This window comes from Terrisphaera buseokensis, assembly GCF_047521145.2.
In the GTDB taxonomy this organism is placed as follows: Bacteria; Verrucomicrobiota; Verrucomicrobiia; order Opitutales; family Opitutaceae; genus ER46.
On the sequence record NZ_CM134186.1, the window covers coordinates 4,427,512 to 4,452,016 of the forward strand.

The 24,505-nt window shown below is 65.6% G+C and carries 17 protein-coding genes; 8 read left to right on the forward strand and 9 right to left on the reverse strand.

Going from position 1 to position 24,505, the window contains the following annotated elements; all coding sequences use genetic code 11:
- Window positions 1-76: 76 nt before the first annotated feature.
- On the forward strand, window positions 77-1,003 hold the full coding sequence (locus ACLJEU_RS16660) for a LysR substrate-binding domain-containing protein (RefSeq protein ID WP_414661065.1): 927 nt from the start codon (window positions 77-79) through the stop codon (window positions 1,001-1,003).
- A gap of 125 nt (window positions 1,004-1,128) precedes the next feature.
- On the opposite strand, the gene ACLJEU_RS16665 is transcribed toward ACLJEU_RS16660, so the two are convergent.
- From ACLJEU_RS16665 to ACLJEU_RS16675, 3 genes are read right to left on the reverse strand one after another with little or no spacing between them, the layout of a single operon-like run.
- Window positions 1,129-2,505: a M28 family peptidase gene (locus ACLJEU_RS16665; RefSeq protein ID WP_414660385.1), complete on the reverse strand. Its 1,377-nt coding sequence runs from the start codon at window positions 2,503-2,505 to the stop codon at window positions 1,129-1,131.
- A complete protein-coding gene (locus ACLJEU_RS16670) occupies window positions 2,489-4,342 on the reverse strand; it encodes a hypothetical protein (protein ID WP_414660384.1) in 1,854 nt (617 codons plus the stop codon). The genes ACLJEU_RS16665 and ACLJEU_RS16670 overlap by 17 nt, the downstream gene beginning before the upstream one ends.
- Before the next feature lie 19 nt (window positions 4,343-4,361).
- Window positions 4,362-5,393: a WD40/YVTN/BNR-like repeat-containing protein gene (locus ACLJEU_RS16675; RefSeq protein WP_414660383.1), complete on the reverse strand. Its 1,032-nt coding sequence runs from the start codon at window positions 5,391-5,393 to the stop codon at window positions 4,362-4,364.
- A 17-nt stretch (window positions 5,394-5,410) separates the two neighbouring features.
- Here ACLJEU_RS16675 and ACLJEU_RS16680 point away from each other — a divergent pair, with 17 nt between their 5' ends.
- Window positions 5,411-5,944, forward strand: a complete 534-nt coding sequence (locus ACLJEU_RS16680; protein WP_414660382.1) for a RidA family protein — start codon at window positions 5,411-5,413, stop codon at window positions 5,942-5,944.
- A 59-nt stretch (window positions 5,945-6,003) separates the two neighbouring features.
- Here the strand turns inward: ACLJEU_RS16680 and ACLJEU_RS16685 are convergent, their stop codons facing one another.
- Genes ACLJEU_RS16685 through ACLJEU_RS16695 form a run of 3 tightly spaced genes read right to left on the reverse strand, consistent with a single transcriptional unit; the run spans window position 6,004 to window position 10,720 of the window.
- Window positions 6,004-7,287, reverse strand: coding sequence for an aminotransferase class V-fold PLP-dependent enzyme (locus ACLJEU_RS16685; RefSeq protein WP_414660381.1), 1,284 nt, complete (start codon window positions 7,285-7,287; stop codon window positions 6,004-6,006).
- Window positions 7,284-8,135, reverse strand: coding sequence for a DUF6807 family protein (locus ACLJEU_RS16690; protein ID WP_414660380.1), 852 nt, complete (start codon window positions 8,133-8,135; stop codon window positions 7,284-7,286). Before ACLJEU_RS16690 ends, ACLJEU_RS16685 begins: the two co-directional genes overlap by 4 nt.
- Entirely contained in the window at window positions 8,132-10,720 is a 2,589-nt protein-coding gene (locus ACLJEU_RS16695) for an alpha-L-rhamnosidase-related protein (protein ID WP_414660379.1), read from the reverse strand. Before ACLJEU_RS16695 ends, ACLJEU_RS16690 begins: the two co-directional genes overlap by 4 nt.
- A gap of 113 nt (window positions 10,721-10,833) precedes the next feature.
- Between ACLJEU_RS16695 and ACLJEU_RS16700 the strand changes: the two genes are divergently transcribed.
- The 5 genes from ACLJEU_RS16700 (at window position 10,834) to ACLJEU_RS16720 (ending at window position 18,153) form a co-directional block, all read left to right on the forward strand.
- The gene (locus ACLJEU_RS16700; RefSeq protein WP_414660378.1) at window positions 10,834-11,682 is read left to right on the forward strand and encodes a xylose isomerase; all 849 of its coding nucleotides are present in this window, start codon (window positions 10,834-10,836) and stop codon (window positions 11,680-11,682) included.
- Between the two features lie 187 nt (window positions 11,683-11,869).
- On the forward strand, window positions 11,870-12,913 hold the full coding sequence (locus tag ACLJEU_RS16705) for a LacI family DNA-binding transcriptional regulator (protein WP_414660377.1): 1,044 nt from the start codon (window positions 11,870-11,872) through the stop codon (window positions 12,911-12,913).
- Window positions 12,914-12,952: 39 nt separating this feature from the next.
- Entirely contained in the window at window positions 12,953-16,012 is a 3,060-nt protein-coding gene (locus tag ACLJEU_RS16710) for a TonB-dependent siderophore receptor (protein ID WP_414660376.1), read from the forward strand.
- Between the two features lie 150 nt (window positions 16,013-16,162).
- Window positions 16,163-16,645, forward strand: a complete 483-nt coding sequence (locus tag ACLJEU_RS16715) for a hypothetical protein (RefSeq protein WP_414660375.1) — start codon at window positions 16,163-16,165, stop codon at window positions 16,643-16,645.
- A gap of 95 nt (window positions 16,646-16,740) precedes the next feature.
- Window positions 16,741-18,153, forward strand: a complete 1,413-nt coding sequence (locus ACLJEU_RS16720) for a hypothetical protein (protein ID WP_414660374.1) — start codon at window positions 16,741-16,743, stop codon at window positions 18,151-18,153.
- A 99-nt stretch (window positions 18,154-18,252) separates the two neighbouring features.
- Here the strand turns inward: ACLJEU_RS16720 and ACLJEU_RS16725 are convergent, their stop codons facing one another.
- The 3 genes from ACLJEU_RS16725 to ACLJEU_RS16735 all read right to left on the reverse strand — a co-directional run bounded on the left by ACLJEU_RS16725 (window position 18,253) and on the right by ACLJEU_RS16735 (window position 23,448).
- Window positions 18,253-21,681, reverse strand: a complete 3,429-nt coding sequence (locus ACLJEU_RS16725) for a hypothetical protein (RefSeq protein WP_414660373.1) — start codon at window positions 21,679-21,681, stop codon at window positions 18,253-18,255.
- 207 nt (window positions 21,682-21,888) lie between these two features.
- Window positions 21,889-22,719 (reverse strand): SMP-30/gluconolactonase/LRE family protein, encoded by an 831-nt coding sequence (locus tag ACLJEU_RS16730; protein ID WP_414660372.1) that lies wholly within the window; start codon window positions 22,717-22,719, stop codon window positions 21,889-21,891.
- A gap of 66 nt (window positions 22,720-22,785) precedes the next feature.
- Complete coding sequence (locus ACLJEU_RS16735) at window positions 22,786-23,448, reverse strand: hypothetical protein (RefSeq protein WP_414660371.1); 663 nt, start codon at window positions 23,446-23,448, stop codon at window positions 22,786-22,788.
- Between the two features lie 67 nt (window positions 23,449-23,515).
- Between ACLJEU_RS16735 and ACLJEU_RS16740 the strand changes: the two genes are divergently transcribed.
- On the forward strand, window positions 23,516-24,499 hold the full coding sequence (locus ACLJEU_RS16740; RefSeq protein ID WP_414660370.1) for a helix-turn-helix transcriptional regulator: 984 nt from the start codon (window positions 23,516-23,518) through the stop codon (window positions 24,497-24,499).
- Window positions 24,500-24,505: the final 6 nt, after the last annotated feature.

Consider the following 24,505-nt stretch of genomic DNA (forward strand, 5'->3'; position numbering starts at 1 on the left):
CTGCGATCGGCTGCGACCGTGACTCACTCTACCAGACCCTTGCCATACCAGGGAAATACTTATTTAGCGGTCGGTGATGCCGCGCGAGTATCAGTACCCGTTTGAGCTGCGCCACCTGGTTTATTTCCGGGAAGTGGCCCGCCAGCTCCATTTTCGCAAGGCGGCCGGCTCGCTGGCTATCGCCCAGCCCGCCCTCAGCCGCGCCATCGCCCAGTTGGAGCGGGCCGTGGGTCCACGGCTCCTGAACCGCACGCGACGCGGCGTGGAACTCACCCCGGCCGGCCGGCTGCTGCTGGAACGCATCGAGCCGCTGCTCCGCGGCCTCGCCGCCATTCCCCGCGATTTGGCGGCGCTCGCCGGCGGCCAGGTGGGACACGTGCGCGTGGCGTTCACCGGACTCGCGATGGCCACCGTGCTGCCGCGCATTCTCCGGGAATTTCATCAAAGTCACCCCGGGATCCGACTCGAACTGACGGAGTCGCCGACCTCGATGCAGCTCGCGGCCCTGCAAGCCGGTGACATCGCGTGCGGTTTCTTTCATCCCGACGCCCCCACGCCGGGCCTGCGGACCCGCCTGCTGCTGCGTGAGCGCAACGGCGTGCTGCTGCCGGCAAGCCACGCGCTGGCGCGCGACCCACGCGAGCAACTTCGACTTCGCGATCTTGCGGCCACGCCGTTCGTGCTGTTTCCGCGCACACACAATCCCGGGTTCTACGACCGGATCCTCGCGGCGTTTTCGAGCGCGGGCGTGACGCCGCGGATCGCCGAGGAAATCTGGCCGCGCGCCAACGGCATCGGTCTCGTCCGCGCGGGCCTCGGCGCCACGTTCATGACGCCGTCGGAAGCCCAGCATCTGCCGCCGGAGGTGGCGTTTCGCGCGCTCGCCGGACCCGCGCCCGAAAGCCGCCTGGTCCTGGGCTGGCGCCAAACGCCCGCGCCCGAGCCCGCGCTCGCGGCATTTCTTGCCGCTGCCGGGGCGCGCGCCGGTGACCCGTCCGAGTGAGGCTGCCCCCGCGCAACGCTCGCCTTATACCAATCGTTCTTTGCCTTTGGACTTTAGCCGTGGCTACGAGCGCCAGCGAGTGGCCACGATCGATCCAGACGTCCAAAAGCAAGGAGCGATTGATATTACTTCGCCGGAAACGGCCACAGGCCCATCGCGCGCATCCGCTTCTCGAGATTGAAGCGGGTGAACAGCAGCTCCGTATCGACACTCTGGCGACGTGCCGACGGCAGGCTCTCGTCGCGCGCCAGCTGCTGCACCAGGTCGCTGATGATGGCGGTCGAATCCTCGATCAACTTCGGCGGCACCTTGTCGATCGTATCCGCCAAGTCGTGATAGTAGCGCACCGACTCGCGCGGGATCGGGCCGTTGAAGGTAATCGTTCGCACGCCGGCCAGCTGGTACGGCGTGTGATCGCTCGCCAGCCAGTTGATGTTCTCCACGCCTTTCGGCAGGCGCTGCGCTTCGGCGCGCGCGGTGTGCCAGCGTTCCAGCGCCGGGACCAGCGCGTCGTCCCCGAGCGCGTTCACCCCGATGGGCACGCCCACCATGTCGAGATTCATCATCGCGACCACGGGCGCGTCACCCAGCTGTGCCGCCGCATGCCGCGAACCCCAGAGTCCCTGCTCCTCGCCGTTGAACCAGACGAGTTCGATCGTGTGGTACGGAGCTGCCCCGCGCAGGGTCTGCGCCAGCGCAAACAGCTGCGCGATGCCGATGCCGTTATCCATCGCCCCCTGCCCCAGATCCCAGCTGTCGAAATGCGCTCCGACCACCAGCCGGCTCGCCACGCGTCCGGGAATGCGGAGCACGAGGTTCGCGGTTTCGATGGGCCGACACCGGGACTGCGTTTCCAGCCGCACCCGCACCGGCGCGCCGCGGGTCAACAGTCGCTGCAACCATTGACCTTCCTCCTGCGCGATCGAGTAAACCGGCAGCGGCAGCGGCCGGCCGGAGAAACTTCCGGTGCGCGCCAGCAGTTGCCCGCCGCCCTCGCGATTCACGAACAGCAGCCCGCGCAGGCCGCGTGCTTCCGCCGCGGATACGAAGTCGGCCGCCTGCAACGGCGTGCCCGCTGCCAGCAGCCCGATGCGGCCTCGCACATCGCCGGCGGGATAGTCCGCGGGCCGGCCGTTGCCGATGTCCACCATGTCCGCCGTGAAGGCCGTGTGCGGTTGCGTGTAGCTGAGCGACGCCACCCGCAGTCGCCGCGCCAGCGGCTCGACCAAATCGACGCGATCGTCGCCGCGCTCCCAGCCCGGCATGGTGAACGACCTCTTCTCGGGTGCGTAACCGAGACCGCGCAGCTCCGCGGCCAACCGATCCATCGCGCGGACGTTGGCCGCACTGCCCGTCAGCCGCCCGCCAAAGTCGTCGCAGAGCTGCTGGAGAAACGCGTGCGGCGCCAGTGACCCGCCCGGCTCGGCCGCGGCGAGTGTGGCGGTGAGCGCGAGGAAGAGCCCGACGCGGCGGGAGGATAAAAACTCAAGGGGCGACGGCATCGGTGATGGTGAGGGTGTTGAAATCGAGCACGCGCGTCAGGCGGCCATGGGTGAGCGTCAACGTGCGGCTGCCGACCTCGGCATTGAGATACGGTCCGGCAAACAGTTTCCATTCGCGCGCGTGATCAATGACGCGGCCGTTCACCCGCGGCGACGCGCCGTACGCGCACTCGAGCTGCTGGCCGCGCAGGTTCGTGAACGAAACCTTCGGCGTTGGCGCGAGGGTGATCGCGAGCGGGAGCGCGCGAATCGCCGCCTTGAACGCGTCCCAGCTCTTGAACTCGTCCGCGGACGCAGCCTGAAGGATCGTGCCATTCTGGCGGTGCGGCGAATAAAGCCGCCGGTCGCCCGCTGCCAGCGGCCGCCACGTGTAAGGCGCCAGCGGACGATACGCGATAAAGGCGCGACCGCCTTGGGCGAAGATCCAGCCCGACGCGTCCTCCTCCACCACCGCGAGATCCTTGGAAAAGAAACCGTTCACCTGCTCGAAATTCGTGCCGGCCGGAATGTCGCAGAGCGAGATCAACGCGTCGTCCAGCTGGAAGATCTGCTCGTAGGGCGAACCGCCGAGCAGCTTGTCTTCAGCGATGTAGCTTGGCTTGCCCTGAAAGGTCACCGCCGCGGGCAGGTAGTCGGGCATCTCGGTGAAATACATCATGAGTTCGTGGGAACCGTGATAAGGCTGCATCGAAAAGATCGTGTTGTGGACGCCGCGCGGATCCGGCACCGCCCAGGTGAGGTCCCACGAGTGCTGCTGAATCGGCTGCAGCAATCCGCCCTGGTCGGATCCGAGCGCGTAGTCTTTCGTCAGATACGAGGTCTTGTACACGGGCGCATTCCGCACGTCGCTGTTGCGCCAGCGGTGCCGCGTGCGCTTGCGCTCCCGATGCGTGTAGGCGCCGGCGCGATCCGTCCCAATCCGGTAGATCACCTCAGGCAGTTCGTAGTGGTCGGCGACCACCGCAAAGAAGAAGCCCCACCCGCCGTGATTGGCCGGCGGCGGACAGTTGCCCAGCAGCAGCCAGCCGAAGAACGACGCCAACCCGTTCCACTTTTCCAACACCGTCGTGTCGTCGGTGCGCGCATGCGCCCCGATGGTGATGCCGTTGAGCGTCTCGACGGCGTAGTCGGCCATCACGTAATCCAGCATCATGCGGCCGCGCTGCCGCATCGCGGGATCCTTCGCCCACGTCGCCATGTACAACATCGGAATCGAGTACTCGCCGATATAGTGGGTGCAGTCGTATTCGCCCTGCCCGATCGTCGTCGTGAGATCCATCCAGTGCAGCAGCCACGCCTGCGACTCGGCCGTGATCTCGGCCGAACTCTTGCCGTTGAACCAGCGTTCACCGGGCTCGTCCGGCCACAGCTGCGCCATCAAGTACAGCGTCGAGTAGTACATCACCCAGTGATTCTCGGTGTCGCCGCGCAGCGGGAAATAGGTCCGCCACGCCTCGCGCAGCGCCGCTTGCGCCGCCGGCGTGAGCTGATCGCGCCCGAGGTAGGCGATACAGGTGACCGGAAACATCCAGAACATGTCGCCCGTCGGCCGCTTCAATACCTCGATCAGCTGCGCGGAACAGGCCGCGGCGTCCTGGCGCAGCGCCAGCCGCGCGGCGATTTCCCCCAGGCCGAACGTCGCGGGCACTCCCGGCTGCGCCCGGCCCGCGCGCCACGCAATCACTTCGTCGCGCCGCGTCAGAAAGGCCGCCCGGCGCTGGGCCGCGTCCTCGATCACGGTCGGAACCGGCGCCGGCCCGGTGAACGACGGCTGGGCGTTGGCCAGAGCGGCGGTGAAGCACAGCACGAGAAGCGCGAGGCAGCGGGGTGGCTTCATGGGCGGACGCAGGGGGCGTTCACGATCGCGGCACGAAGGCGAGGTCGAACACGAGGGCCTTTTCGAACTGCAAGGGACGCCAGGTGCGTCCCCGATCATCGGATACCTGCACGGGCGCCAGGTACGGCGCCGCGTAGATCCGGCCGGGAATGTCGGGATCGAATTTCGCCCGCCAGACCTCGCGCTTGGGCAGGCCGCCGGTGCGATCCACCCAGGTCCGGCCATTGTCCTCCGACAGCATCACCCCGACGCCCCAACCGCACACGAGCAGCCGGCCGGACTCGTGCGGATCAAAATCGCAGTTGTGCAGGGTGCGATCCACCGGCAACCCAGCGATTGTCTGCCACGTGCGGCCCGCATCCCGGGACGCCAGCGCACCGTCGCGGGCCGTCACGGCGAGGAAGTGTATCGCGTCGTGCGGCGACTGGCGCAGATCGTAGGTCGTCTCCTCGGTCGCTCGCACGAGTGTCCAGCTGCGCGCCGCGTCCTCGCTCAGAAAAATTCCCTTTTCGGTTCCAGCCAGCACGCGGCCAGCCCGGGTGCGATCGACCGTCATTGTTTGCGTAAACGTGCGCCGGATACCGTCGTTCATCCGCTGCCATGTCGCACCGCGGTCGCGCGAGACCGCGATGCCGTCCGGCAGCCCGGCGTAGAGGTGGTCCGGCGCGCGCTCGTCCACGGCAATCGACCGCGGCTCCGTCATATCCCAGCTCGTCAGGATTCGCCACGAGCGCCCGCCATCGCGCGTTCGCAAGACGCCGTCGAGCGCCGCCACGTAAAGCGTCGAGCGCTCGCGCGGGTCGGAAGTCAGCGTGTACATCCGGATGTGCTCCGGCCCGATGTGTTCGAACGTTTCCCGATCACTCGACCGATAGAGTCCGCTCTTCGAACCACCACTCCGGCCCATGATCCCGGTCTCACCGCTGAGGTTCACGCACAGATAGAGATCATGCGTGAAGGTCGGACTCGGGACGTTTCCCGCCGACAGGCTTCCGACCGCCGCAGTCGTCAGCGCGAGTCCGAAAAAAAATAGTCGTCGCGCGGTGCTCATGATCTCAATCTGCGGCCATGACGCTCCGCCGCCTGGCTTCCGTGTTCACGCTTTCCCTGCTGTCGCTCGCGCCGCTCGGCGCCGCCGACGCCTCGACGCCCGAGGCGAAACTCGCCGCGCTCGGCCTGACGCTGCCGGCGACCAACGCCCCGATCGCCAACTACGTGCCCGCGGTGCGCACGGGCAATCTGGTGTTTCTCTCCGGCCACATTCCGCGCGATGCCGCGGGCAAGGTCATCGCGGGCAAGGTCGGCCGTGACGCCACGGAGCAGGAAGCGAACGCTGCCGCGCGCGTCACCACGCTCGCGCTGCTGGCCACGTTGAAGAAGGAAATCGGCGATCTCTCCAAGGTGAAGCGCATCGTGAAGGTCGGTGGCTTCGTGAACGCTGTGGATGACTTCAAGGCCCAGCCGCAGGTCATGAACGGCTGCTCGGATCTGCTCGTCGCCGTCTTCGGCGATCGCGGCCGCCACGCCCGCGCCGCGCTCGGCATGGGTTCGCTGCCGGTCGGCGCCGTCGTCGAGATCGAGATGATCGTCGAGGTTCAGTAAGCCGCCCGGCGGGCGCTGGCCTCGCCCGACCGCCGGACCGACGAGCGGGACGAAGGCCTTCATGCGGTGCGCACTATTTTCTCCACGGCTTCCACGAGCGCCGCGCACTCCGTTGGCGAGTTGAAGAGATGGGTCGAGACCCGCAGCGCATCGAGTTTCTGCTCGGAGACCGGACGGCAACGAATCGAGTAATCCTTCATCAGCCGGCCAAACAGCTTGTCGTACGGAATCGCCCGCGTGCGAAAGGTCAGGATCGAACCGTTCAGCTCCGGATTGCGAGGCGTGAGAATCTCGAGGCCGGGAATCCGCTCGAAGCCCGCGCGGACCTGCGCCGCGAGCGCGCGGCCACGGGCGGCGATGCGTTCACGGCCGACGCGTTCCTGAAAACTCATCGCCTCGGCGAGCCCGACAATCGCGGCCGCGTTGCGCGTGCCGTACTCATAACGAATTGCCGTCGGCGCCAGGCGCAGGTCGCCCGGGAGAAAATCGAGCTCGCCCGAATACGCGCCCACGAGAGTCGCCGCCACGTCGTCGAGGCGGTTGCGACGCACATAGAGCACACCGGTCTCGAGCGGGCCGCCGATCCACTTGTGTCCGCTCGTCGCAAAGGAATCGCAGTCGAGTTCGTGGAGTGAAAAGGGAAACATCCCCGCCGACTGCGCGCCATCAATGTGGAACCACGCGCCGCGCTCGCGGCACACGCGGGCAATTTCCCGCGTCGGCAGAACGATGCCGGTCGGCGCCGTGACATGCGACACCTGCACCACCCGCGTGCGCGGCGTCATCAACGCCACGATCCGCGCCAGGTTGCCCGCGGCGTCCGCGGGATCCGGCTCGAAGAGCTTCGTCTTCACGCCGCGCAGTTTCTCCTGGTTCACCCAGGGAAATGATCCGCCGGGATGCGCGTGCGTTTCAAAGATCACCTCGTCACCCGCGGCGAGTTTGACGCCAGCCGCAACGATCGCGTTGCCCTCGGTGGCGTTGCGCACGAAGGCGATCTCTTCCGGGTCAGCGCCGAGAAAACGCGCCACGGCGGCCCGCGCGCCGGCGAGGAGATTGTGGCCATGCTCCGATCGCAGCTGCAGCGTGCGGGTCGTCTCGGCGGCAGCCGTCAGCGCCGGTTGCACACTCGGCCCAAGGCCGCCGGTGTTGAAATAGATGAAGTCCTGAGCGAGTGGATACTGCGCGCGCACCGCCCGCCAGAAGGTCTCGGGCTGGGCCGCATCGAAGGTCGGAAGCGCTGCGGCAGCAGGCTTGTCCGCGGCCTGCAGGCGGCTGCCGGCGGCGAGTCCGGCCGCGCCGAGGGCGGTGCGAGTGAGAAAGGTCCGGCGGTCGAAGCTCATAGGCAGGTAAACGTCAGCAGGTGATCCAGGCGCAGTGTGTCGCCGGCCGCCAGAGACTGGGGACGGTTGTCGTGGAAGGCAAACGCCGCGAGGGGGTTCTTGCCGCGCACGAACCAAGGCAGCGGGCCCATCTCCGACGCGAAGCGAATGCGCGTCCGGCGCAGCGATTCATCGTGCTGACACGACCATTCCATCCACTGGGCCCGCGTGCCGTGTACTGCCTGCTCGCCGCGCAGATCGCCCTCGGCCGTGATTCCGATCGTGGCGTCGCCGTGTTCGTCGAGCAGATCGCGCGCGCCGCGAAACTGCAGGCCGGTGTAATGCGAGCCCGCGAGCCCGCCGAGGGCGTGATAGTTGCCCAGCGTCAGCTCCCAGCCGCACACGTTCTTCAGTTCGCTCGTCCAACGCAGCGACCACGCCGGCGCCGTCACCGTCGGAACCAGCGTGCGCCGTTCCTCGAGCAGCGTGCGACCGGACGCGGCTTCGCGCCACTCCACGATCTCGACGAGCCGTTCCGCGGTCAGCGTTTCCCAGGCGCGGTGGTATTGCACGCCGTGATCCTCGCGCGGACGATAGCCGTCCTCGGCGCGGTAGGACGGACCGCCCCAGAAATTCACCCCGTCGATGCTGGTCACGGTGAGACTGAGCGCGTGATGCCACGGGTGATCGTTCGGCCGGAAATTCGTCAGCACATCGCCCGCCAGTGAGCACACCGGATGGAAGAACGGCCGGCGCGCTTCGTTCACCGGCGTATCCGGCGCGTAACGATAGCGCGCGATCAGCTGGGTGCCGGCGACCAGATCGACGTGGCGGCCCGTTTCGTGACGGAGCGTGAGGGAGGAACTCATAATGAAAGCGCAGAGGGAACGCTGGCCGGGATCGCTGGCGGGCGGGACGCCGGCACTCCCAGATCCACTGCAGCCGAAAAAGGTCCGCCGGAAAACGTTCGCTCCTCGCCATTCGGCAGGCGCAACCGCACCGGCGTCGCCACCGGCGCGTCGACGGTGATGGTGAAGCGTCCGGACTCGATGTGCCAGGCCACGCTCACCGGCCCGCGCGGCGTGCACACCGAACCGCGGGCGTGCTGCAAACCGCAGCAGCGCGGCGCAATGTCGATCCGCGCGAAAGCGGGTGCGCCCGGCGTGACGCCCAGGATGCGGGTCAAAAATTCAATCGCGGGATGCGCGCTCCACGCATGGCAGAGCGAGCGCCAGTAGCTGTTTTCCTCGACGAAGGTGCTCAGCCCATAGCCGATCATCTCGTGCCACGGCGCGAGGCAGTCCGGCATCCGCTCGTACGCGCCGGCCTGGTCGAGCGCGCGGAATCCAATGTGCCACCAGAAGAACGATCCCGGCGCGAGCTGCGCACCATGCGGAAACCGCGCGAGCATGCGCGCCCGTTCGCGTGCGCCGGCCGCACCGCAGACGATGGCCCAGGCGTTGCCATATTGGCTGATCTCCGGCCCACCCGGACGATCGAAATACAACCCCTCGGCCTCCGACCAGAACCGGGCGTGCAGCCGCCCGCGCAACGCCGACGCCTCCGCGTGCAGTTCGTCCGCTTCCCGCGCGCGGTCGACGAGTCGCAGCAAATCGGATACCTCGTCCAAGCCGACGATGTACTGCGCGGAAATGATGCAGGTCGGACCGGCGTCCGCTCCCGGCACGACGCCGCGCGGCCACCACGGACACCAGTCGGTGATGTTCCAGAACGGCAGGCGGGCCGGCAACCCGTCCGCATCCGCGTGCCGCCGGAACCAGTCGAGCACCGTGCGCAGGCCAGGCACCAGCTCGCGCACGGTGGCGAGATCGCCGGAGCAGTACGCGTAGTCGCGCACGGTGGTGATCCAGTGCAACGACCAAGACGGAATGATCTGCACCAGGCGCGAAGGATAGCGGCTCTGCGTGAGGCCGTCTGAAAGCCGCGACCAGTCGAAGTGCAACAGGGCCTGGCGCGTGAGCCGGTAGTCGCCTGAGACGAGCATGCCAATCTTCGACGTGATCATCGTGTCGCCCGCGTACTGCATCTGCTCGTAATACGGACAATCCTCGAACGTCTCGTGCGAGCACAGCTGCATCGTCCGCACGGCGGCGCGCCAGATGCGCTCCCACGCCGGATCCGAGCAGGCGAAGTCTGCCGTCAGGCGATACGGATACGCCGTGAACGCGTGACGAAACGAACCCACGGTGAGTGGCTCGGCCGCGGTCGTGATTCGCAGGCTAACGTAGCGAAACGCCCGCCAGTGCAGGGGCTCGAAACGCTCGAAGGACGCCGCCACTCCTTCTGCCGCCGGGCCGCGTCCCGTCCCCGCCGGCTCCCATCCATCACTCCAGCCGGAGAGCTTTCCCCGGCGATCAAACGTCCAGCCAGTGCTCTCGTCCGCGAAGTGCGACGCCAGATTGGCCAGCGGCTGCTGGCGTCCGAGCAACGTCGCGCCCGCCGTGCCCCAGGGCAGCCGCAGCGCTTCCGCGTAGGTCAGACGCACGGTGGCGCCGGCGCCGTTTGCGATCTCGAGTTGCGGGTACGCGGTCGTGAGCTCGCCGGCATCGAAGATGACTTCGACCGTCGTATGCGGCGGAATCACCACGGGAGCGCAGGCCTCCGGCCTGCTTTCAGCGGGAAGCAGGCCGGAGGCCTGCGCTCCCCGGCCACCATCCGAAACCAAGCCCGCCCAACCGGACGGGGCCGCACCGCCTCCGGGCACAAACACGTCGCTGAACCGAGCTCCGGCCGCCTCAGGCAGCAGCGGAATCAGGCGCGGGACGAGCCCGTACGGGCTCGCGGGATCGCGACGATTCTCGTACCGCTCGGCCTTATACAGCACTGTCGCCGCGGCCCACGCCGTGTCGTCGAACTCCGGCAGCGTCCAGTTCGCCGGGATGAGGCGCGAGACGCGGTGCTCGAAATAACCCTGGTAGCCCTCGAAGGTCGTGCCGTCGTTTTGAAACCGATGCCCGCTATCCACGGCGACCTTCCACTGCCCGTCGGTCGAAAGCGTTTCACCCACCCGTCCGGCGACATCGCTCACGCCCCCTTCCAGCACGAAACCGCCGGCGTACGTCATTACCGAGCACGGCGCCCCGAGCAACGCGGGCCGGTGCGCCACGCGCGACATGTCGAGCACCAGCGCCGCGAGGACGTTCGCGCCCGCGCGCAGGTGGGGCGTCAGATCGAGCGACTCGTAGAAGTGATGATTGACGTCGCCTTTGGCCGGCCCGCGCGCAACGAGGCCGCCATTGCAGTAGAAGACATACCGGCTGTCCGCCGACACGTGCACCGTGAGCTTGGCGTCCGCGAGCACCGACACCTGAAACGGGCGGCGAAACAACCGGACCTGATAATGCGACGGCGTCGACGCATCCGGCGCGGGCGTCGCATGCGTGCCTTCCGCGGACCAAATCCACGCGGCGCTGTTTACGAAAGGAAGGGACATACGTCAGGCGAAACAACGCCCCGCTGGGGCGCGACCACGGCTCGCTGGAATAAGCTCGCGCACTTTTGAAATTCAATAACCGTTTTCATGTTTTTTCATTCAGCCCCATGGAAGTGAATTCCCCTCCGCCACAGCTCGTGATGTGCGCCGCCACGTGGTCGATGATCGCCTATCCCTCGGCGAAACGAGAGTGGTCGATCACCCGGAAATTGCAGGCGATCAAGGCGGCGGGTTTTGACGGTGTCTGCTCGTACATCACCCCCGAGATTTCTCTGCAGGCCCGGCAGCTCGGGCTGCGGATGATGAGCGGCTTTGACGCGAAGAGCGTCGCCGACGCGCTGCCGCGGTTGCGCGCGCAACGCGAGGCCGGGGCACATTTCATCAATGTGCAGCTGCTCAATCACGACACCGCTCCGGCCGTGGCGGCGCGGACCGCGGTCCAGTTGATCCGCGCCGCGCGCAAACTCGGCGTGGGCGTGCACCTCGAGACGCATCGCGACACCGCGACGGAGACGCCGGAGAAGTTCGACGAGATCGTGCGGTTGTACCGCCGCGCCACCGGTGAGACTCTGCCCGTGACTTGGGATCACTCGCACTTCGCCGTTTCGAAGCACCTGCAGCCGCCGGATTATTCCGCCCGGCTGCTGGTGTGGCCCAAGGTGATCCAGGCGTCGCAGATGTTTCACCTCCGGCCGTTCAACGGCCAGCACTGCCAGGTTCCGGTGACCAACGGCCGCGGCACGCTCACCGTCGAGTTTCGCGACTACCTTGCGTTCGCCGAGGACCTGTTCGTCTGCTGGCTCGAAGGACCGCAACCCGGGGGTGAGCTCTGGGTGTGTCCCGAGCTGGGCATGAGCCACGGTTACCACCTCAGCACCCAGCCCCATGCCTGGCCCGAGGCGGTGCGGGCCCGTCAGGAGCTGCTCGGCTCGTGGCGGCGGGCGTTGCGGCGGGTCGGTTGAGCCGCGGAAAAGGGCCGGCCCGCAACGCCAGAGCACCCACGCAGGCGACGCCGGTCGGCCGGCGAGACGACGAATTCAGTCCTTTCCTCCACTTACTTACGAATAGCCGGCGTTCAAAAGCTGCTTGACCGCGGGCGGTCCATTTCATTCGGTTTGCTGAAATTTTCAGCACCCCACACCCCACCCCATGCTGATTACGGAGATTGCGAAGAAAGCGAAGGTATCGCCCGCGACCGTTTCGCGAGCGATCAACCAACCGCAGATCGTCGCGCCCGACAGCCTGGCCCGCATTCGTTCGGTGATGGAGGCGCACAATTATGTGCCGGCGCCGTTGAACCGCCGGCGGGGGCCCAAGGTGCGGATGTCGGAGCAGCGGCGCGTGGGCGTGTGGTTTGTCGGTGCGCGCGCGAGCAATCCGAGTCACAACTGGTTTCAGGATGAACTGCTGCAGGTGCAGTCGAACGACACGCGTTATCGCGTCGACCTGCGCGTCCTGTTTTCGAATTCACCGCACGAGTTGCCCGCCGGACTGGCCACGGAAAAACTCGATGGTCTGATTATTCAGGGCATGGAGCCCGCGGCGAGTTGCCTGACGAAGCTCGGCGATCTGCCGTACGTGTGGTTCATGACGCGGCGTTCCGCCTCATTTGCGGGCGACTACGTCGAGCCGAACAACGAGGAAAACGGCCGCATGGCCGCCGATTATCTGGTGCAGCAGGGCCACAAGGTGGCCGCGGTGATCAGCACCGATCCCGACTACAGCGCAGTGGCGCGGCGGGTGAAGGCGTTCGCCGAGCGTGCCGCCGAGCTGAAGCTGCCGGTGCATCTCATTCTCGGGAAATCCAATCCCGGTGTAAGCTATCTTGAATACGTGCCGGTCCACAGCGAGAGCGACACGCTGGTGCGGACCTTGCTGGCGGCGACGCCGCGGGCGACCGGGCTGTACCTGCCCATCGATCATTTTTGCGGCTCGTTTTTCCGGGGTCTCCGCGAGGCGGGCCGCCGGCCGGAACGTGATTTCGAGGTCGTCCTCGGCAACTACAATCCGGTGATCTACCACAATCTCGATCATCTCCCCGCAGCGATCGACATCAACCTGCCCACGCTGGTGCGCAAGGTCGTCGATCATCTCATCTGGCGGATCGAAAACCGCACGACGGTCGGACGCATCGGCGTCACCGTGTCACCCTCGCTCCGGCTGCCGGAAAGCAACGGTCATGCGAGCCATTGAGCCCTGTTTTTTGTACCCAACCGTATCCGTACCCAAACCATGAAAACCATGACAAACCCAGGACCGCTCGCCAGTCGCGTACTGGCGACGACGCTGGCGGCGCTGATCGCGGCTCCGTTTGCCTCTGCGCAAACTGACGCGGCAGCCCTCCGCCGGCTCCAAGAAGAAAACGCCGCGCTGCGCAAGCAGCTCGCCGAGTTCCAAACCAAAGGGGTCACCTCCCCGGCAATCCCGCCCACCACGGTTCCGGCTGCGCCGGCCAGCCGTCCGGTGACCACCACGACGACCTCGACCACGAGCTCGACGCTCGCCACGGATGAAGGCATCCAGGCGCTGTCGCCGTTCCTGATCAAGGAAGACAAGGATTATGGTTACCTGAAGACCAATTCCGCGACCGCCACCAAGATCGGCATGGAGATCCAGAAGATCCCGCTGAACATCTCGGTGCTCTCGCGCGAATTCCTCGATGACACGAACGTCCGTTCGCTCACCGATCTCTTCCGTTACACGGCGGCGGCGGCGGGCGACACCCGTTTCGCGATGCGCGTGCCGGCCAACGAAGCCACCCCGCAGGGCGGCTTCACGATGCGCGGCTTCTCGGTCAACACCCTGATGCGTGACGGCATTTTCCGTTACACCGCCTACAGCGTCGACAACGTCGAGCGCGTTGAAATCGTGAAGGGCCCGGCCTCGGTGTTCTTCGGCCAGGGTTATCCCGGCGGCGTCATCAACTACATCACGAAGCGCGCCACCTTCGCCAAGACCCCGACGCAGTTCTCGTTCCTCGTGGACGACAACGGCGGCGACAAGGTCAAGTACGACCACAACGCCGTGCTGTCCAAAACCGTAGCGTTCCGCGTGGTCGGCGCTTGGGAGGACACCGTCGGCGAGCGTCGGTTCGAGTACAAGAAGGCGTTCAACATCACGCCCTCGCTCACGATCCTGCCCTTCACCAGCGGCAAGGTGAAGATCAATCTGGACTTCGAGTACCTGAAGGAAAAGTTCAACTACAACGACTACGACTGGATCTTCAGCGACTTCGCCGGCTGGCAGAGCGCCGCCCGCACCGGTCAGTACGGCACCTCGACCGCCACGCTCTCGAACACGGTCAACGGCGTCGTCCAGAACACCACCACCCCGACGGTGGCGTACGCGACCTACATCAACAACAAGCGCATTGCGACGAATGATCTCACGCTGCCCGCCTACACCAAGGTGAAGCGCGGCGGCTACTACATCGACACCGCCGGCAAGACGATCTACGACGAAGCGTTCAACTACACGAGCCGCGGTTCCTGGAGTGACAACGAGGTCAAGGTCGCCACGGCCTCGGTCGAGTTCTCGCCCTTCTCCTGGCTCAGCGGCCGCGCCGCCTGGGTGCGGGATGTGTCCAACTTCAACAACTACGGCAACGGCGCGGTCACCACGCCCTACGCCGACGGCGTGCACTGGAACGTCGGCCTCGGCGCCGGCGGCTCCGGTTACTACCGCGAGACGAAGACGTCCCTGCTCGACTTGGTGTTCAAGTACGACAAGTGGGGCATCAAGAACAAGCTGCTCGTCGGCGGTCAGAAGTCCGACTGGCGTCAGCTCTACCTCGGCAAGGCCGCGGCGACCGACGTCAACCTCGCGTTCCTGCCTGGCGCGCGCAACCTGACCTCCAATCCTGACTACGCCGTCAACCCGAAGGTCTATGACTTCGGCGCGGTGCCGGTGAATCAGGTCATCCGTGACCGCAACAACGCGATCAAGCCGGTCCGTCAGATCTACACGAACTGGGATCCGGGCGCTGAAATCAGCCCCGACATCAGCGTGTACTGGCAGGACGATCGCAATGCGCTCGATGGTTACCGTCCGTCGCTGCAGAGCATGTACGCGAACTACCAGGGCTCGTTCTTCGAGGACCGCCTGACGCTGCTCGCCGGTTACCGCGAGGAAAAGCGCTGGGAGCGCTGGCAGGATCAGTCGAACAACTTCCCGTGGTACATCTACACGTCCGACATGATCACGAATCCGGGCGCGTATGCGGAAGACCAGTGGGGTCACTCCCGCGCCTACCAGCAGACGATCCCGCTCGACCAGAAGGGTCGCTCGTCGATGGCCGGCCTCTCGTTCGCAGTCACGAAGCAGATCAACGTCTACGCTTCGGCCTCCAAGCTCTTCAAGTTCAACTCGGGTAACGTCGGCGGGTTCTTCCCCGGACCTGGCGTCGGTGACGAACTCAGCGTCTACCAGAGCGCCCTGAACAACGGCGGCGGCCGCTTCACCTACCTCGGCCAGGTCATCACCTCGGTCGCGCAGGCCAAGCAGGTCATGGAAGCCCGCGGCGCCTATGCCCAGGTCAAGAACGAGTCGGGCACGAACGTCGAATTCGGCGCGAAGATCTCCACGCTGGACAGCAAGATCGTCGGCACGGTCTCGTTCTTCCGCGGCGAGCGCTCCAACCAGAAGCTCGATGACCCGGCCAAGCAGTCCAACCTCGAGGAACCGTTCAACTTCAGCACGACGCTGTTTGCTCCCGGCACGGTGGGATACAACCAGCGCAACTTCCGCTGGCGCACGACCGACCTGAAGAACCGGATCGAAGGCACCGAGGCCGAGGTCATCTGGACCCCGCTGCGCAACTTCCAGGCTGTCATCAACGGTTCCTGGCTGTGGACCGCCAAGACGGTCTTCGACAAGACCCGCAATGCTCCGGGCACCGCGGCGTACAACGCCTCGACCCCGGCCGCGAAGGTCGCGTCTGACATCTACTACAATGCCCGCCTCGAGAACGTGCCGGAATACCGGTTCAACGTCCTCGGCAAGTACACGCTGACGGAAGGTGTCGTGCGCGGCCTCGCCCTCGGCGGCGGCATGCGTTACTCCTCCAAGGCTGTGGTCAGCCGCTCGGTTGACTGGAATCCCCTCGCCGGTGGTTACCAGTCGGGCGACTACATGGTGTTCGACGCCACGGTTTCCTATCCGTGGGAAATCTACGGCTACCGCGTCACGACCGGTCTGGGTGTCTACAATCTTCTGGATGAAAAGTATTCCGAAGGTTCGTTCGCCCAGTCTCCGGCCCGCAACTGGCTGATGACGACGACCCTCAAGTTCTAAGAACCGGCGCAACTGCGCCTGGTCCCACGGCGGAGGCCCTCACGGGCCTCCGCTTTTTTGTGTCTGCACCCGAACAGCGCCCCGCCAGTGACCGCGAATCCGGCTCGATCGTCGCTCCATTTTGGCGCTGAATCTGCGCCACCCCGCCCCATGAAAGTTCCCACGATGTCCGCGCTGGCCGCCCTGCTTGCCCTTGCGTTGTGCAGTGGCTGCGAGACGTCACGCAACGCCCGGATCCAGGAGAACCCCGCCCTTTTTGCCTCGCTCGATCGCTTCTCCCAGGAACTGGTGCGCAAGGGACTGTTCAACTACGGATTCTCCTCCGAGGTGGTCTACATGGCACTCGGCAGGCCGAATCGCGTCACGCTCAAAGACACCGACGACGGCAAGGTCGAGACGTGGGTGTATCGCAACTTCCTCTACGAAGCCGGGACCGCCGTTACCGTCGGAGTCTCAACCCCGGGAACCCGGCCCATCGGCACGGTGGTTTCATCCAGCGCGCCCGGCGGGCCCAGTTTGATGAGCACCAAGTCCGGCCCCGGCCAGGCAGCGATCACCGAGGATTCCGCCCTTTGCACACTCTTCATCGACCTGGTCGAAAACCGCGTCGTGGGTGTACGGATACTGCGTTAGCATCGCAGTCGGGTGCACAGGCGTCCCGCCTGCGCTCCCGGGGCGTTCCTTGCGTTGCCTCGGTCCGCACTGGCGCTCATCGTCCCTTCACCCCGGTGCCCCCTCTCCGTCTCCAATGCTTTCGCTGGTTCTGCGCGGCCGTGTTGGCGGCATCGGGCCAGCTCGCAGTGTCGACGAGCGGCGCGGCAGAAAAAGCCGCGACAGCGCCCGCGCGCGATGGCTTCATCACGATCGATTCGCTGGCGACCCTGCGCGAGTTCGCCGGCAGAAGCGGCGTCAAGGTCCGGCTGAAGCCGGGCACGTACACGCTGGATCAGGCTTCGTCGCGTCACTTCATCGCCCTCACCGGCGACGATACGCATTGGGATCTCAGAGGCGTTACGCTCCGGATCGACACCAACCTCTTCCGCCAGATCGCCGCGAGTCCAGGCGGTTCCGGATCGTTCTATTGTGCGTTCTCACTCACCGGAAACCGGATCACCTTCGAAGGCCTGCGGACCGAAAACTTCGGCGACCGGCCGGGACTGCAGAGCCGCAACAAGATCTTCGATCTCACCGGAAGCGACATTGTGCTGCGCGACGTCGACATCACGACCTCCGGCTCGAGCCCGTGGGGCCACGGCAGCCTGTTTGGCATCAGCGGCGGCGACGTGCGCAAGATGAACGGCATCCGCGTCGGCTGGCCGGCGCGAAACGTGAGCCTCGTCGGCTGCCGCGTCCACATGCGCGCCATGGGCCACGGCATCTTCGTGCAAGGCGCCCGCGACACGCTGATCCAGGACTGTCACGTCGATGGCCTGCTTCGCTCCACCAATGACATTCTCGCCGAGAAATCCGGCTATGCGTTCGAGCGGGCCTTCATGACCCGCGGCCACGGCTACATTGAAGGCGTCAACGTGGGCGCGGACGGACGCATCCTGCACGATGAAATGATCGCGTTGAGCGAAGACGGAATCCGGCTCTACGAAGGCGCGGGCAAAGGTCAGCCCACCGGTCCCACGCGGATCGTCGACTGTACCGTGTCCCGGATGCGGCGCGGCTTCTGCACCGGCCTGAGCAGCAGTGCGGACACGCTCGTCAACTGCGTGGCGCGCGAGTGCGTCGCCACCGGATTCAACGTCGGCTCGCGCGACGGGCTGCAAGCCTGCCGCGCCGACGCGCGCTACAGCGAGGCGCTCAGCCTGCCGTATGTGAATTCCCATGACGCCACGGTGGAACTCGAGTTGCTCGACAGCCGGGGCGGCCTCGCCAACGACCTGCTTGCCGTGGTCAACGGCCGGAGCCACCGAATCACGCTGCGCACCCCTGACCCCGCCTTCGTTCCTCCGGGATTCGCCATCGAACTCGCGACCCACCGCGGCTACGCGCACTATCAAAAAGCGGAAGCGCTCGCGCGGGACATCGTGCTACGTCTCAACACCGCGGCGCCGGTCGTCCAGAATCCCGGCGCCCAGCGGAACGAAATCGTGCGCGAGGACACAGACGCATTGTCCGCACCGACGCGCTGACCGTCGCCGCAAGCCGGCCGTCGATTCCTGAGGCAAGAGCCCGCCCCACGAGTGCGGGAGTTCAATCCTTCAATCCTCAGCATCAACGTCTGCTTCCGTTCACAGTTTCAGCGTCGTCGTGAACAGGAAGCTGATCGGCTCCGTGAATTGACCGATGCGCACGGGCACGCTCACGCGATTCGGCTTCGAGAAGTCACCGTTCGGCGGACGTGCCTGGACGCCTTCGTCTTGGTAAACCACCTGCTGATTATTGAAGAGATTGCGGATGCGCAATTGGAACGCGACCTCCTTGCCGTCGAGCCGCTTCCAGCCCTTCGGCCGCCAGGTGTAGCCGAAGGTCGCGGTCGCGATGCCGGGGATCTTCACGTACATCGGCGTGTTCGTGCCGGCGTCGGGATCGTCGATCGCAAGATTCGGGTTCGTCGGGCTCACGATGGTGTCGGCGGTTCGATAACCGATGAAGTTCCGGCCGCGATATTGATAACCGAGCCCGATGCGCAGCCCGCGGAAACGGCCCGACTGCACGGTGTAGTCGCTGAAGAGATTGGCCGTGAGCCGGTTCGTGCCCGGAAACGGGACGTCACCGAGGATCAACTCATAGTTGGTCCAGATGTTGTTGTAGTCGTTGATCGCATTCGTCCGCTCCGCGGCAATTGCCGGCGTCACCGCGGGATTGACCACCGCCAGTCCGGGCGCATGCGGCGCGCTGCTGGGCTTCTGCGTGGTGTCGAGCCGCCCGCCCGCATCCTCGAGCACCTGCCGGTAGATGTCGGCGTTCTCCAGCACAAACGCCTTGGCCAGCGGCCAGCGATCGAACGTATCCACGCGTCCGGTACCGACGTTCAGCATCATCCGCCAGCCGCGCGCGATCTGGCCGATGACCTCCAACTCGAGTCCCTTGTTCTTCTGGGACTGGTAGTCGGTGCCGAAGACATCGGGGATGCCGCGGACATTGCGGCCGTCGGTGGCGCCGTCGTCGGCCGAATTGCGGGCCAGCAGCCCGTTGATCGAACCCTTGACCGGGGGATCGGTCCGCTGGTGTTCCTCGACGTTGTAGAAGTAATTCGCGTTCACCGTCAGGCGGCCGCGGAAGAACGTGAAACGAAGACCGCTGTCGAAGCCCCAGCCCTCCTGCGGCATCACGACATCGTTGTTCAGGTCGAACGCATTCGTTGGCGGCGGGACGTAGGTCGAGCCGTAGTTGCCAACGAAGGACACCCACGGCAGCGCGTGATAGACGAATCCGTCGCTGATCTTCAGGCCGTCGCCCTTGTTGTCGGGCGGGCTGTAGTCATTCCGGAAGCGGTCGTTCGCAAAAAAGCTCACGGGCACCTGCACGCCGTTGTTGGTCGTGTTGGCAGGCAGCGTCGTATTCACCCGGGGCCGCGTCGCGGCCGGAATCGCCTTGGTCGCGGTGGCGACGCCCGTGGTGTTGTTGCGCGGAATGTAGCTGAGCGAGCGCCAGTCCGCCGGGGCGGCGGGCTTGTAGGTACGCGCCGACCCATCCCAGTCGACCGGCAGATCACCAAACTCGACCCGCGCTTTCGTCCGGGTCCGGAATGCGTCGTAGCGCGTCGCGCTCAACAGGACCAGTTTCCCGCCGAAGTACTTCGCGCTGATCGCGAGGATCGCATTGTTGAAACGCTCGTCCTGATCGTTCCAGTCGCCGAGCGTCCAGCGCGGCGCCACCGCGACGGTGGAGGCGACGGGGGCGTTGGGATCAACCCAGCTGACACGATACACGCTGGCCGGCACCCCGCTGTCGGTGTAGGGCCGCGCGCTGTCGTTCCAGTAGTAACGGGTGCGAATCTGTTCGTCGGCTCCCTGCCACATGCGGTGGTCCGCGAGGCTGGCCATGCTGTAGACATAATTCCGGTTCTGCACGTTCCGGTTGTTGGCGCTGACATTCAGATTGAAGATGTAGTCGCCCCACTTACCGGCGTTCTTCTTCCACGCCGCGTTGGCGCGCAGCGCGGAATTGGTGGTGAAGCGATTGTTCCACACCAGCGGCGTGTCCATGTAGGGCTGGAGAAAGTGCGTGTTCGGCGCGCCGTTCGGCAGCAGCTGATTGATGTCGATCCGGACGTTCCGCAGGTTGTTCGGATTCATCCGCCGGTCGTGCACTTGGTTCACATCGCCGCCCAGTTCGAGGTAAAGGCTGTCGCCGATCTGGTGCGCGAGGGTGAAGTTGGCGTCGCGCGTCAGCTGCCCGAGAATCTCAGTGTCGAGCGAGTTGGTGTAGCGCTTGTCCGGCACGCGAAAGTATGAGCCCGCCAGGGCGCGGTTGAAACGATCCGCCGGCAGCACCTGCTGATAACGAAAATCGAGCTCGCCGGAATTGCTGGTCGCGGTGGGCGTCGGTGGACGCAGCGTCTGGCCGGCATTGCCAAACGGCAGCACTGCGGTGTTGCCGTTGCGCGAAATCACCGTGCCGTTCGCCAGCATGGGCGTGCGCGCGGTCTCATCGGCGCGGCGGGTGTAGCCCTCGAACTGGTAGTTCATCACGGCACTCTGGCCCGAGAAGGCATTCCACACGTAGTACGGGCTGCCCTGGCGGTTCACGCCCTGCACCTCGCCGTTGTAGCTCAGACGGGCGCCCGACGCGCTGGTCGCGCCCAACGCCCCGGTCTGATCGCCCCACACCGCGTTGGTGATGGGCCCGCGGAGCACGGTCACGCCGTCCCAGCCGCTGACGTTGTCAAAGAGGTTTACCTGCGGATTGTTTCGGCGCGTATAGTCGTAGGCGCCTTCAATTCGCAGCTCCGTTTTCGGCGTAAGGAGATACGAGCCGGTGACCGTGATGCCCTTGGTTTTCTCGAAGCCATTCAGCCGCCAGTCGCCGCGATCAAACCAGACGGCGTTGGCACGCACGGCGAGACGATCGGTCAGGGGCCGGTTCACATCGATGGTCGTGCGCTTGTAGTCCCACGAGCCATACGTGAACGCCAGCGTCTCGAGCGGTTTGTCGTAGCGCGCCTTTTTCGTCTGCCCGCCCATGCCCCCGCCCAGCGCCGTGTTGGCGCCCACGCTGAAGAGCGCGGCATTGGGGCCGCGACTGATGTCGTAGCGCTCAAGCGCGTAGCTATCGAGCGTGCCCGCCGAGAGGTAGTTGTTGCGCTGCTGGCCGCTGCTGAGGGCGACACCGCGCATGTTGGCGAGAAACGTGATGTTGAACACATCCTGGCCGTTACCGTCGACGATGCTGCCGCCATTCGTCGACCACGTCGTGGCCTCCTGGATGTTGGTGATGCCCAGGGCGTCGATGAAATCGCGGGTGAGAACCTGATACGCGGCCGGCACATCCTTCATGTCGAGCGCCATGCGCGTCGCGGTCCCGGCATTCGCGGCCGCAAAGCCGTTGTCGCGGTCCGTGTTCACGGTGAACGGCGTAAGCACAATCGTATCCTCCGGTTTGAGCGAAGGTCGGGCCGCACCCGCCGCAGGCCCGGCGGGAGGAGCGACGGGAGCGACCTGGGCGCAGACGACGCCCGAGAAAAGCAGGGAAAGAATGGCGGGGGACAGCTTCATGGAAAGGGGTGGGTTCACGGACCCGGAAACCGGGCACGCTCTGCACCCATCCGCAATCCCGCCGGCGGTTTCACTGGTAAACCACGCACGACCTGAATTCGCGCCCGCTGGCGCCGAATGTCAGTCACGCTCACGCTGCGCCCACTAAAAAGGCCGGGCAGCGTGTGCCCGGCCCATGGATGACGGAACCCGGAATTGCGATTGGCCTTACTTCAGCTCGTAGGCGGCGACCGTGTTGACGAAGAACGTCGGCACGTAGACGACCTTGCCCTTCGGGTCGTAGCCGATGTCGGCCGAATTGATTTTCTGGGTACGCGTGTCGAGCAGCTGCTGTTTCTCGCCGCCCTTGACGTAGTACACTGCGCCGGCCCAGCAGGACACGATGAACTCGTTGCCCTGCACATGCTCGATGCCATCAGTGCTGGGATCCATGCCCTCGACGACGGTCGTGCGCTGCTTGCCCTTGCTGAATTTCAGCAACGCGCCGGAGTCGAGCACGTAGAAATCATCACCTTGGGCGAGCACGCCGTTCGGACGCTTGAAGCCCTCGAGGAACACCTCGGGTTTGCCATTCCGAATCGCATAGATCTTCAGGCCCTTCATGTCGGACACATAGACGACGCCGGTCTTGTCGACCGTGACATCGTTCAATTGCTGCGCACCGGGGATCGCGATGAACTCCGCGATCGCACCCTTGGCGACGTCAATCACCGCCATGCGGTCGATATCGGCGACGTAGAGTTTGCCCTTCGAAAGCCCCATTCCCTTCGGCGCTTCCAGGCCCTTGACCCATTCGGCGGCGATGATCTTGCCGTCGAGGCCGACCTTGCCGATCGAGCCGGCGCCGTCCTTCGTCCACGGCTCCTTGCCGTCGATATTCGCGACGTACAACACGCGGGCACCGGCGTCGAAGAGGACGGACTCCGGCGTTTTCAACAACGCTTCGGTTTCCCATTTCTTGACGAGCTGATGCGGCTGGCCAAAGGCCGTCGCGACCAGAGTTCCTGCCAGGGCACAAACGAGGTATGATGTGTTCATGTGGGGTCCGGGAGATTGGCGACCCCATCTCGCCGCGTCCAGCGGAGTATTTGCAACGCAGTCGACCTACGCCGCCAGCGCGTGACACGTCGCCGCGAGGCGTTCGTCGGTGAGCGCCGGACCGCGCGACAGCGCCCAGATCGTCTCGGGCTCCCAGAGCGCCGCGCGGAGCGGCTCGAGCAGCCGGCGCGGCAGATCCGGATCGGCAATGGCCTGCAGGATGGCGACCGTCTGCCGCGATGCCGGAAGACCGAGCCACTGCAACACGCCGAAAAGCCCGTCGCGTTCGAAGACCGCCGCAATCTCGCGCCAGGCCGGTCCGCTGCCGCCGCGCAGGCTGAGGTGCATGATCAGGAACGGTGTGAGCGCCGCCGTCTCCTGCAACGCGGGCAGTAGTTCCGGGCACTGCGTGATCACATGCAACGCGGCGAGCCGACCGAATTGGAACCGGGCCAGAAACTCCCGCTCCGCGGCGGGCACGAATTCGAGGTAGCGGCGCCACTGGCCGGCGGTCACACCGAGCGCAGCCGAGGCAAACACGTCCTCACCGGGATCGCCGGCGACCCATTCGTCGGGTCCGACCTCGCGTTCGAACCGCACCTCGGGCCAGAGCGTGACGCGCTGCCGGATGCCATCATGAATCCAATTCAATCCCGACTGCGGCGAGGAACTGATGGCGGATTTGCGAACAGCCGGGGAGCGGCGGGCGGAACGGGCGAGTGAGTTCATGCGCGCATCCTACGCCCGTGGGTGGGACATTGCTTGTCCCACCCGGAAAAAATGTTCTCTTCGCGCCATGACGTTTGCCTCCCAGAGTTCGCGGCCGCCGATCGAGCGCATGCTTCGCATCCACGACGAGCTGCGACGCGGCGCGTTCACCAACTGCACGAAGCTCGCCCGCACCCTCGAGGTTTCCCGGAAGACTATCGTGCGTGACATCGCCTTCATGCGCGACCGGCTCGAGCTGCCGATCGAATTCCAGCCGCAGCTGAACGCCTACCGGTACACGCACCCAGTCTCGGCCTTTCCCACCGTGCAGGTGTCCGAGGGCGAGTTGCTCGCCCTGCTCGTCGCCCGCAAGGCCCTCGAGCAGTACCGCGGCACGCCGTTTCACCGGCAGCTGGAAACGTCCTTCGACAAGCTGACGGGCGCGCTGAAGGATCGCATTTCGTTTTCGCCGGCGGACGAGCTGCAGTCGGTCTCGTTCAAGAACGTCGGGCTGGGCAAGGCCGACATGGCGATCTTCAACGCCCTCAGCGCCGCCACGCTGCGCCAGCACGACATCGAGTTCGACTACCGCAAGCCGGGTGAGACGAAGGCCGCCCGCCGCCGCGTACAGCCCTACCACCTCGCCCACCGCGAGAACCTCTGGTACCTCGTCGGCTTCGACTCCGAGCGCAACGCCCTGCGCACCTTCGCCCTGCCCCGCATCACGAATCCCAGCGTGCTGAAAACGAAGTTCGTGCGCCCGGCGGATTTCTCGCCTGAGAAATTTTTCGCCAACGCCCTCGGCGTCCTCGGCGGCGAACGCGATCACCGGGTCGTCATTCGGTTCGCGGCGTCGGTCGCCGATCGGATTCGCGAGCGCGAGTGGCACGAATCGCAGGATCTGCGCGATCTGCCCGACGGCGGCCTGGAACTGCGCCTGCGTCTGGGCGCGCTCGCCGAGATCGAACGCTGGGTGCTCACCTGGGGCGCAGACGCCGAGGTCCTGCAACCGCGGGAGCTGCGTGAACACATGCGCACGACCGCCGCCGCCCTGCTGAAACGCTACCGTTAGGACCTC